The 11430-nt window shown below is 47.8% G+C and carries 9 protein-coding genes and 1 rRNA gene; 1 reads left to right on the top strand and 9 read right to left on the bottom strand.

Going from position 1 to position 11430, the window contains the following annotated elements:
* Positions 1-6: 6 nt before the first annotated feature.
* From ACO9K6_RS16245 to ACO9K6_RS16210, 8 genes are all read right to left on the bottom strand, one after another.
* On the bottom strand, positions 7-1761 hold the full coding sequence (locus ACO9K6_RS16245) for a sensor histidine kinase (protein WP_424768597.1): 1755 nt from the start codon (positions 1759-1761) through the stop codon (positions 7-9).
* Positions 1762-1887: 126 nt separating this feature from the next.
* The gene (locus tag ACO9K6_RS16240; RefSeq protein ID WP_424768596.1) at positions 1888-2826 is read right to left on the bottom strand and encodes an ABC transporter permease; all 939 of its coding nucleotides are present in this window, start codon (positions 2824-2826) and stop codon (positions 1888-1890) included.
* Between the two features lie 5 nt (positions 2827-2831).
* A complete protein-coding gene (locus tag ACO9K6_RS16235; RefSeq protein WP_424768595.1) occupies positions 2832-4325 on the bottom strand; it encodes a sugar ABC transporter ATP-binding protein in 1494 nt (497 codons plus the stop codon).
* Positions 4326-4356: 31 nt separating this feature from the next.
* A complete protein-coding gene (locus tag ACO9K6_RS16230; protein ID WP_424768594.1) occupies positions 4357-5340 on the bottom strand; it encodes an ABC transporter permease in 984 nt (327 codons plus the stop codon).
* 154 nt (positions 5341-5494) lie between these two features.
* Entirely contained in the window at positions 5495-6676 is a 1182-nt protein-coding gene (locus ACO9K6_RS16225) for a M24 family metallopeptidase (RefSeq protein ID WP_424768593.1), read from the bottom strand.
* Between the two features lie 86 nt (positions 6677-6762).
* Entirely contained in the window at positions 6763-7794 is a 1032-nt protein-coding gene (locus ACO9K6_RS16220) for a substrate-binding domain-containing protein (protein WP_424768592.1), read from the bottom strand.
* A gap of 496 nt (positions 7795-8290) precedes the next feature.
* Positions 8291-9811, bottom strand: coding sequence for an aminotransferase class I/II-fold pyridoxal phosphate-dependent enzyme (locus ACO9K6_RS16215; RefSeq protein ID WP_424768591.1), 1521 nt, complete (start codon positions 9809-9811; stop codon positions 8291-8293).
* 106 nt (positions 9812-9917) lie between these two features.
* Positions 9918-10109 (bottom strand): sigma factor G inhibitor Gin, encoded by a 192-nt coding sequence (locus ACO9K6_RS16210; RefSeq protein ID WP_424768590.1) that lies wholly within the window; start codon positions 10107-10109, stop codon positions 9918-9920.
* A 233-nt stretch (positions 10110-10342) separates the two neighbouring features.
* Between ACO9K6_RS16210 and ACO9K6_RS16205 the strand changes: the two genes are divergently transcribed.
* Positions 10343-10873 (top strand): transposase, encoded by a 531-nt coding sequence (locus ACO9K6_RS16205; protein WP_424768589.1) that lies wholly within the window; start codon positions 10343-10345, stop codon positions 10871-10873.
* Positions 10874-11174: 301 nt separating this feature from the next.
* Here the strand turns inward: ACO9K6_RS16205 and rrf are convergent.
* Positions 11175-11291, bottom strand: a 5S ribosomal RNA gene (gene rrf, locus ACO9K6_RS16200).
* Between the last annotated feature and the right edge of the window lie 139 nt (positions 11292-11430).

The raw sequence follows: 11430 nt of genomic DNA, 5'->3' as shown, positions 1-11430 counted from the left end.
CTTGCGTCATGTTACAGCCATTTGTTCCTGCTTAGCGGGCAGCGCCACCTCTACGATCGTCCCTGACCCTGGTGAGCTGTCGATAGATAACCCGTAAGATTCCCCAAACAGCGTACGAATTCGTTCATGCACGTTATTGATGCCGCTCCCGGTTCCTGTTGTACTGGAAAATGCGGTCGTCTTGCGCCCCTCCAACAACTGCTGCGCCCTTTCTTCCTCCATTCCGACCCCATCGTCGATGACCCGGATGGTTACTCCATTAACGCCGAGCGATCCTTGAATCATCAATTTTCCTTCTCCTACTTTCTGCTCTAAACCGTGAATGAAGGAATTTTCGACAATCGGCTGCAAAACAAATCGCGGAATCATCAGGTCCATGATTCGCTCGTCCATATGGATCGAGACGGAAATGCGGTTCTCGAAACGGTTTTTCTGAATGGCGAGGTAAGCGTCAATGAACTCCATTTCTGTACGAATCGGCACCATGTCTTTACTATTCATAAGACTGGCCTTCAAAATTTGGGCTAGCGAAACGGCTACCTTTTCAATCCTCCCCGTTTCGCCATACATCGCCAGCCAGCGGATAGTATCAAGTGTGTTGTAAAGAAAATGGGGATTGATTTGCGCTTTGAGCGCCTTGTATTCAGACTCTTTCTGGGCAATTTCTTTCTGATAAACTTCAGAAATGAGGTAATTGATTTTACGCATCATATGGTTAAAGCTGCGGCCCAGCCGGCCAAACTCATCCCGGCGCCGAATATCGGCCTGATGCTGAAAATTGTCGACATCGGCCAGATCCATCAGCTTCTTTAGATCATTAAGCGGTGAGATCAACCTGCTGGAGCTATACCAGAAGATCACGATTCCGGAGAGGGCGCCAAGTATTCCGATAATAGCAATCCACAATCCAATCAGTTCCGGTCCTCTAGCAATTTCCTTTACGGGAACGACAGAAACCACCCGCCACTTGCCGTAGTCCGAGAGATGGGTGGTGAGCAGCATATTCCGGTACGGCGGAATCTTGACGACGTTGGAAATGCCATTTTGCTCGAGCTTTGCTTGGGCGAACAGTTCTTCCGTGTTCAGTCCGCGGTCTTCGTGGCTGCCAATCAGAATGCCGCCGTTTTCATCATAGACATAAGTAAAGCGGTTGCCTTCCAACTGAAGCCGGTGCCGCAAATATTCCTTGTTAATTTCAATGCTAATATAGCCGAGCGTTCGCAGCGACTCGCGCTGTCGGAGGGTTTTGTCCACGTATACGACGCCATTGTCAATACGCCAAGTCGTCCTGCCAATCGTGTCGTAGCGGTATTTGTTGTAGTTCAGAAGCTCTTGATCATTTGTACGACTTCCAAATTTGAGATGGAACAGCTGCTCACTCGTATCAAAGAGGTAGATAGAATTAAACATATCGGAGGAATACATCACCTTGGACAGAAAGTGGTCCTCCAGTTGCCTTACTTCGGAGATTAGCAGTTTGGAGGGGCTGTCCAGCAGTGCCTGAACTTCCGTATCCTGCGTCAAACTGTCCATCAGCCGGTTAATATTGATAACGGTTTCATCAATATTGTCACCGATAATCCGGACTTTGGAAGCATCATTTGCTTTGGCGTCTTTCATTTGCAAATCGATCGAGACGTTGTACGTCACGATCACAATTGCCCCTACGACCAGAACGATCGTGGCTGTGACCATCAGCATCATTTCGCGCTTCACGCTGGAAAAGAAATAGTCATTTAAGTTTCGCAACAGTTGTTTCATCATGAGCAACCCCTTAAATGACGAAAAGTTCAGTCATTTTTAACACTTACATCTCATTCTATTATTAATAATCCTCCCGGACAAGCATCATTAATCGCCATGTCCAGGAGGAGTCTGGTAAATCTATTACGTGGCTTCCGCCGTTTTCTTGGATTTGATGAACGAACGTGAAATGAGCAGGGCGGCAATGATGATAATCAAGCCGCGAACGATGGGTTGAATATACGCCGAGACATCCATCAGGTTCATCAGATTTAAAATAACAGCGAAGATCATGGCACCGATGAACGTACCACCGATTGTGCCGCGCCCGCCGAGCAGATAGGTTCCGCCGACAATAACGATGGCGATCGCCGTCAATTCAAAGTTGTAGCCTGACCTCGGCTCGCCCATACCGATCCGCGCCGTAATCAGCGCACCCGCCAGTGCAGCTAGCACGCCGCTTAGCGTATAAACCGCAAGCTTGACGTTCTCAACCTTAACGCCGAACAGTCTGGCGGTTTCTTCCCCGCCGCCGACTGCTAGCACATGTCTGCCGAAAGGCATGCGATTCAGCAGGATATAACCGAATATAAAAATGACGATGAGATAAATAGCAGGAAGTGGAATGCCCAACACTTCGCCCGCAATAGCTTGATAGCTTGCCGATACAGGCTTGAGAACCGGTCCCCCGTTAGTAATCCACAAGGTGACCGCCCTCACAATTGCCATCATGGCGAGCGTTGCCATGAACGGCTCGACTCTCGCTTTCGTAATGACTAAACCATTAATCAAACCGATCAAAGCGCCGAGCGTCGCACAAAGCAACAGTACTCCGCCAACGCCCATTTGCTGCGTGCTTGCTGAGACGACGGCGGCCAAGGCCACGATCGACCCGACCGACAGATCGATGCCGCCGGTGAAGATGACAAACGCCATGCCGACTGCAATGATACCCGTTTCAGCGGCGAATTGAACCAGGTTAATGAGATTCTGCAAGGACAAAAACCTGTCCGACAGCAGCGATCCCGCTATAATTAATATGACAAGTGTGATCAACGGAAGCTGGTTGTTTAGTCTTTTCATCTGTTTCACCTCGGAAAAGCATATTCCATAATTTTTTCTTCCGTCGCCTCATCCCTGCTTAGCTCGGCGGTCAATTTCCCTTCCGAGAACACGAGGATACGATCGCACATTCCGAGCAGCTCCGGAAGCTCCGACGATACCATCAGTATAGCTAAATCCTGTTCCAGGAGCTTATTAACCTCCTGATATATATCCATTTTGGCGCCGACATCCACACCGCGAGTCGGTTCTTCCAGAATGAGAATTTTGTACTTGTCGATCAGCCAGCGGCCGATCAGCGCCTTTTGCTGATTGCCGCCGCTTAGGTTGCCGACATGTTTATAAGGATCCTGCGGCCTTACCGACAATTGCGTGATCAGGCTCTGAGCCTTTCGAAGCTCCTTCTTCTTGTTGATTAAGCCGCCGGTTACGAAATTTTTGGACAGCGCCGTGATTGACATATTGTCCTTTACGCTTTGATTGAGGAACAAGCCCTGTGTCTTCCGGTCTTCAGGCACGAATGAAATACCGGCATCCATACTTTGCCGTGGAGAGTGGGGGACGAAAGACTTTCCATCCAACTCCATGGAGCCCGTATAACCCTTGATCAAACCGAATAGTATTTTCGTCACAAGCGCTTGACCCGAACCGGCGAGTCCGGCCAAGCCGACTACCTCTCGCCTGCGGAGCTGAAAGCTAACATTGCTTAGGTCTCCATCCGGGAGGCTTAAATTTTTTACATTAAGCAAAATATCGCCGCTTTCCACGGTTTTGGCCGGATAGTATTCCTCCAGCTTCCTTCCGATCATCGAGGTGACGAGCCCCGCTTCATTCGTATCCGAGATATTGACCGTCTGGATATATCTGCCATCCCGCAGAACGGTCACTCGGTCGGCCATCGTAAATATTTCTCTCAAACGATGAGAAATGTACACAATCGTCACGTTTTGTTTACGAAGGAGCGCGATCGTATCGAACAGAATTTTGAGCTCATCCTCGTTCAAGTTGGCCGACGGCTCATCCATGATCAGAAGCTCCGCTTTGACGGAAACCGCACGGGCGATTTCGACCATTTTCCGCTCGGAAATCTGCAGATCTTCCATCTTAGCGCGTGGATCGATCATAATATTCAGGCTGCGCAGCAGTTTCTCGGCCTCCTTGTACAGCTCGGACCATTGCATAAAGCCCATTCGCTTCGGCTCCCGACCGAGAAAAATATTTTCTGCGACAGAAAGCGCCGGAATCTCCTGAATTTCCTGGAACAACGTGCTGATTCCCTGACTCTGCGCCGCGTGGGGTGACAACAATCGTACGGGATTGCCGTTCCAGTAAATTTGTCCTTCATCCGGAAGGTGAACCCCGGAAAGCATCTTGATCAAGGTCGATTTGCCAGCCCCATTCTCGCCAACGATCGCGTGAAACTCCCCTTTTTGCAGCTGCACGCTAATATCCTGGAGGGCATACACAGGCCCGAATTTTTTGGAAATGCCTTTGAGTTCGAGTATCACGTTGTTCATCATGTTATCCCTCTTTAATTCTAAAGATTGGCGATTAACGCTTTCTGCGTTTGGAGGCGGAGAAAATGACCGCGGCAAGAACGATAGCGCCTAAAATAAATTGTTGAATGTAAGGATTCATGTTCAGGAAGACAAGCAGGTTGAACAGCAGTCCTGACAGCAGCGCGCCCAGAAACGCTCCCCCGATGGTGCCTTTTCCGCCCGCCAGGCTCGCACCTCCCACGACAACCGCTGCAATTGCGTTCAGTTCCATACCAGCGGCGCCCCCATGCGTCGTGATCGGCTGGAATGCGCCTGTTCTTGCTGCAACGAGCAAACCGGCAATTGCCGCGAACAAACCGGACAACATGTATACGAGAAGCTGAACTTTATTCACATTAATGCCAGAATTGTGCGCCGACAACCGGTTGGAACCGACAGCGTAAATTTGTCTGCCAAATACCGTTCGGTTTAGAACGATTGATCCAGTACTAATCAACACGAACATGATGACCACTGGAATCGGTATCGGCCCCAGATGCCCCGCTCCAATTCCCAGAAAGCTGTCGGGCGCGTTTCCGCTGATCCCTTTACCGTCTGAAATGACCAGCGTCGTTCCGTCTATAACGATCTTGGTTCCCAGCGTCACAATGAATGGTTGAAGCAAGCCGTAGACGATCAGCGACCCGTTTATGAGCCCGAGTCCCATCCCGATGCACATGACGGCAATGACGACCAACCAAACAGGCATATCATTCTGAATGAGTAAAATCGATGACAAGCCTACCGCCTGCATGATGGATCCGACAGAAAGGTCAATGCCTCCAATTAGGATCGTAAGCAGCATACCGATCGAAACGATGGCGGTATAGGAAATTTGCCGCAATAAATTATAAAGATTGTATTCCGTGAAAAAATCAGGCGAAATAATAGGGGAGATCGCGATGATGATCAGGATTAACAGCAGCAACAGCGACTCCTCTTGATGGCTCTTGATCGTAAAACCAAGTCTGTTTCTCCATCCCAGTTTTATATCCATTTCGGAAGTTCCCCTTCATCCGTAAAATTCCGGTCTGCATTTGTGTTTTGAGTAAAAAAGGCTTCGCAAGCATATGTAAGAAGGAGACATGTTCTGCTTCCGTTCTCGCAACAAGCGGTGCAAAGCCAATTTTCATAAATTAGTAGATTTCGGATTAATCTTGATACCAGTAGCAGCTGTGCGGGAAGTTAGTCAGCGACTCAGCTCCGTCTTTGCGGATTACCACAGTGTCTTCTACCCGTGTGCCGCCAACGCCAGGAACCATAAGCGTAATTTCGAAGGCGATCGTTTGGTTCTCGACAAGCACATCCTGGCTGTCCGGACCTACAACTGGAATTTCCTCTTCCGGATCCATACCCGTGGAGTGCGCACAACCGCGGCCTTCGCCGGAAGCATGGGGATAGCCGTAATCGTGAAGTACTTCATTCGCGGCGACGTCTGCTTCCGCACCGGTCATGCCGGGACGAATTGCTCTAATGCCGGCGGTCCAGGCTTCAAGGCAAGCATCCAGCATGCGGCGCTTATCGTCAGACACATTGCCGTAGCCTACACCGCGGGCCATGTCGGAAGAATAGCCGTTGAAGCGGCAGCCGATGTCGATAAGGATCGTTTCACCCTTGACGACCTTCTTGTCACGAGGACGTGCCAGGAAGAAATCAGAAGAGTTGGATCCGGACTGAACCATGATATCGAATGATACTGTATCAGCGCCTGCAGCGAACATTGCAGCGTAAGCCTGGCGAACAAGCTCGCGCTCGCTGAGGCCCTCCGTTGCAAGCAGCTCGTGGATTTTCTCGATGCCAAGATCGGCTAGACGGCCGGCAACCTTCATATTGCGGATCTCATTTTCGCTTTTAATGGATTTGAGGTATTCGATAATATTCGTTTTTCTTAGCTGTTGCGGATCATTCAATGCGCCCATGATTTGCTCATAGAACTCAAGAGCAAGGTATTTGGAACCGCTCAGGCCGATTTTGGCATTCGGTTTTTTGTGCATGAAATCCTTGATTGAGTTGCCTAACTCCTGACGGATACCACGCGTATCGGTAAACCACGTTTCATCTGCGGCATAGGACACCATGGAGCCTTCAGCAAATAAAGTCGGTTCCCCTTCCAGCGGCAGAAAAACCATGGCTGGGTAAGGGAACACGCCGTCGAATGCACGATAGTCGGCTAGCCAGCGTACGTTGCTCATGCGGGCCGCGTCGGACCATACAAGCAATCCGTCCAGTCCTTCTTTTTCCATCGCTTTGCGCGCTTTTTCCACGCGGCCTTGGTATTCGGTTACAGGAATATCTTGCAATACATCTTCATAGCGAAAATTAGGATTAGACATTTAATGACCTCCATTATCAAAATAAATAGTATGCATTCTCATATAGTCGTTTCTTTGGTGTCTTTGTTCTTATTTGTTGTTTCGGCTTAGAAAATGGAGTTCGGATCGTAGTACTCGTCGATGTTGGCCTTGTCGATGATCGGCGAATCCAGAACGACGCGTTTATCAATCGGCTTGCCGCGGACGGCGTCTACAGCTAATTTAACTGCGGTGTCGAGCGACCATTCGTTTTTGACTGACATGATGTAACTATCACCGTTCTTGATCAGTTCAAGAGCTTCTTTCTGAGCATCCATGCCGATGACTTTGATTTCATTTTCGCGGCCGGCTTTTTTGATGGCTTCCAGAGCACCGAAGCCCATTTCGTCGTTCTGTGCCAGTACGACATCGATCTCGTCATTAGCTTGCAGGATATTCGTCATGACTTGCATGGCCGGTAAACGAAGCCAATCGCCAGATTGGTGGGCAACAACTTTGATATCGGCAAATTTCTCGATTTCAGGCATGAAGCCCTGGCGGCGAAGCTCGGAGTTTGTCGATTCCGGAACACCATCGATAACTACGATGTTTCCTTTGTTGTTAAGCAATTTCCCGATATATTGAGCAGCTTGCTGTCCCATGGTAACTTCGTCGGTGGCGACGTAGCTCACATAAGGGATACTCTCGTCGTCTGGCACACCGGAAGCAGCGATGATCAGCGGGATCTTGGCTTCAGCAACCTGCTTGTATGCCGGGTAAATTGCTTTGCCGGAAAGACTGGAAACGATGATGGCGTCAACTTTCCGTGCGATTAGGCTCTCGATGTTGGAGATTTCTTTGTTCACATCGCCTTGGCCATCGGTAACGATGAGTTCAATACCGAGCTCCGCAGCCGTTGCTTTCGCGGACTCCACGTTAGCAATACGAAACGGATGGTTCATCACCGCTTGCGAGAAACCGATAACGATATCACCTTCCGCTTTCGTTTTATATTCATAGGATCCTGCCGGAACAGTGCTGGCGGTCGGGCTTTCGTTGCCGCTTGCTCCGGGATCATTGTTGGAATTGCCGCATCCCGTTATGGTAAGTGCGAATGCCAGCATACTGGCGATAATTATGGAAAAACTCTTCTTCTTCATAGTGTCTATTGACTCCCTCCAATGTCTGAATAGATTTTACCGCGTGTTCTTGCATCTCTGGCTTGCTCGAATCGGTTTTCACAGTGGCTTACATAGCTAAAGATTGCGTTGCTTCAGCTCTTCCCAAGCTGTTTCCCCGTTCCCCTCCTTCCCGAGCTTGCTTGTATGGGATGTCATGTCTTATTGGGTACGAGCTAATTATATAATAGCCATTGGAACGATTTAGGTCGAAAAACATGACAATCAGGTTGAATGTTTTGATCAGCCTAAGCAAGATTAAGAATAAAGGCAGTTGGGGACAGTGATAAATGAAGTGGCTTTCTCATGAATGAAGAGATGTTGATGGATTCGTAAAACGAGGGATAGGCTTATTCCATTTCATGCGATATAGGAAACGACTAGCTTATTTGGGGACCGAGGTATTACTGAGGATTTTAGATAATAAGGTGTTTTTCCCTGGCAGAGCTGGACAAACTCTCTGCCAGGAAAGTAACCTCTAATTGCTATAGACAGCAATCGTTGCCATGATGGGATCAGCTGCTCCTTGAAATTTTGCTCCTGCAGCAGCTAAAAGCTCAATTTGTTTAATGATGGCCGGTGTTATGATTTCTCCTGGATACAATATAGCAATACCTGGCGGATACGGGGTAACCATTTCAGCTGATATTTTTTTCACAGCCTTCTTCAAGTCGATTCGTGCGCTGCTTCGATTCGTATTCTGATCACGCGCAAACGATACCGGTGCTGAGGAAGCCCCCACAGCAGCTGGATGGCCATATCTGGGTTCATTCAGAACCTCTGGAGCATCGTCAGCTCGTGTAATAGTCATTCGGTTAATCTTCTGTATGGCATCTTGCAGTTTATTATTCTCTTCTAAAGAAGCTTGAATACCAAAGACCAGAACAACATAACGAGGATCGGCCATCTCTGCGTAACAACCTTGCTCCTCCAGCAGGCGCTGCAGCACATACCCAGACATCGCAGCCGTACTATCGTATAAGACAACCCTCAAAGGATCGGCGAAGCGGACAGGTGATTTATTAGAGCTTAAGCGATCTGACATTCTATCAACCTCCTGTATGGCTGTTGAATGCTGCCTTAACCATTTACGGAAAGAATCAGCAGAGACTATGCTTTGCTCAAACATTTTGTCACCGAGAGAATCGATCATTGCTCGGGAAATATCTAATGAAGCAAGAATCGGAAAAGACGGGCTGGAGCTCTGTATCATCATTAAAGCCTGTCGGAGACCATCTCGCTCCATTCTATCGCCTTGTATGTGCAGCATAGCGCCCATGGTTAATACGGGCAAAGTTTTATGAGCAGATTGAACAACCGCATCTGCCCCTGCCCCCAATGCCGACCGAGGCAGCTTCGGATGAAACCCGTAATGTGCGCCATGCGCTTCATCAACGAGGAGCGGCTTATTATATTTATGTACAAGCTCAACGTAAGGCTCCAACTCGTAGCCCATGCCATAATAATTAGGATTCGACAAAAACACAGCTTTTGCCTTAGGATATTTTCGAAGCGTTTCTTCGATCTGTGCTAAAGCCGGAATAGTCGCCAGTCCCGTTACATGATCAATTTGTGGAGATAAGAATATCACCGAAGCTCCTGCGAGCTTTAAGCCATTTAAAACGGACTTGTGTACATTTCGCTGCATGATAATCAAATCACCTGCACCGCATACGGTCAAGATCAGAGCAAGATTGCCGGAAGTGCTCCCTCCCACGAGAAAATAACTTTCCTCCGCTCCAAATGTGCGCGCTGCAAGCTGCTGAGCTTCCTTAATAGAAGCTTCAGGATGATGCAAATCATCGGTCGAAGATAGCTCCGTTACATCAAGCTCCATAATGGAAGAAAACCAGTCAGCAGGATGCTTTGTTGCATGGCTTAGCAGAAGGTTCTGCCTCATAGCCTGTCCATAACGATGTCCAGGTACATGGAAGCCTGCAGGCTTATTTTTGGCATGATCAATGAGCGCATTAAAAATAGGAGCATAAAATTGCTTCATTTATATAACACTTTCCCTTCAAAAGAAACATCCACAGCGTATTTCCCTTTATTATTGTACCTGAATTAAGGATAAAAAAAGAGCAGTATCTGTCGCCAGAATCCGCTCAAGCATTTTTATCCATAAATATTTGCTTCATCTGATGAATAAAAAATGGATATTTCGCATCCCTCACATCAGTTCGAACCATTTCTTCTTCACATGTCTCACAAATAAAGCCGGATACAATCCTAATGCCTTGACCTTCGGCCTTTTGTTGACCGCATATCACGCAGTGATGCTCGCGATTATCGCTCATAACAATCCCCGCTTTCTATTACTTTCCTATATAGTTACTATTATGACACATAATCTAGCTATTTATACTTGTTTCATAGCCCATTTCAAATATTTATACATCGTATGCTCCGAATAGGCTTATGGTTACTACATTTATAAAAATGTTTCATCAATACTATGGACAATTTACAAATAAATACCGATATATTTAACGAGTGCTTTTGTTAATAGTTAAAGGAAGGAAGTTCATTGATGCGCCAACCATTATCCGATCAGCAAAATGCGACAATTTACCAGTATCAGCTTGTTAAACGAAAAATAATTCGGTCTGAGCTTATTCAAAGCCATTTGCTTACCTTGGCCATATTACTCGCTTTTCTTATGCTGGTCTATAAAATGGATGGTCTATTCGCTTGGCTCTTCGGCTTTGTAGTGGTGCAGGTGATACATATTTCTATCATTTTGCTCACCTTCATCCGTGTAGATGAGGCAGCCGACAGGAAATGGACCTGGGGAATAAGCCCGCCTTGGGTTGGGTTTAAGCCAGCTAACGACATTAAGTTCATCCTGTTCAGACGTGTGCATCGGCATCTATTCTGGATCGGATTATGTGCAATTGCGCTTTTGTACCCTTGGATTAAAGAATCTCTTCTGATTAGCATCGTAGGCTGGCATCTATGGTTTATCATTCCACGGTTGCTTTTATCCTTCTCCTTCCGTAAGCAGCAGAAGGATGGCATACTACGACTGCAAGCACGAGAAGCATCCTATTACCGGCGTTAATACCAAAAACCCAAGCTCTCTCACGAGGGGCTTAGGCTTTTTTTGTAACTAAAATCCTTGTAAGGGCAATAGATTTGACTTATTTGGCTGCGTCCTACGCTCCCAGAGGATCCGTAGAACCTAAGTCCTATTGGCGCTGGGCTGGCATGCTGTCATGGACAGTCGGACGACTGGCTGATCTCAAATTAATTCAATTTCGTTGATCTAAATTCAGCACAAAACAATAATTAGATTGCCCTTGATCGCCTTTGGCCATGAAAAAACAAAAAACCTATCGCATAACATGCGATAGGTCTCTCGTGCTTGGCGACGTCCTACTCTCCCAGGACCCTGCGGTCCAAGTACCATTGGCGCTGGAGGGCTTAACGGTCGTGTTCGGTATGGGAACGCGTGGTTCCCCTCCGCCATCGCCACCAAACGTAGCGTTTGCACGCTGAAAACTGGATACGAAAGAGAATGGCTGCTGAAAGCCTTTGCTGCTGTCTGCCGGATGTATGGGTCCATGCAAACTTTTTTAGGATAAGCCCTCGACCGATTAGTATTCGTCAGCTCCACAC

This window comes from Paenibacillus praedii (assembly GCF_049725345.1).
In the GTDB taxonomy this organism is placed as follows: Bacteria; Bacillota; Bacilli; order Paenibacillales; family Paenibacillaceae; genus Pristimantibacillus.
Note: the sequence above shows the minus strand (reverse complement) of the source record. Positions and strands in the feature narration are given on the sequence as shown.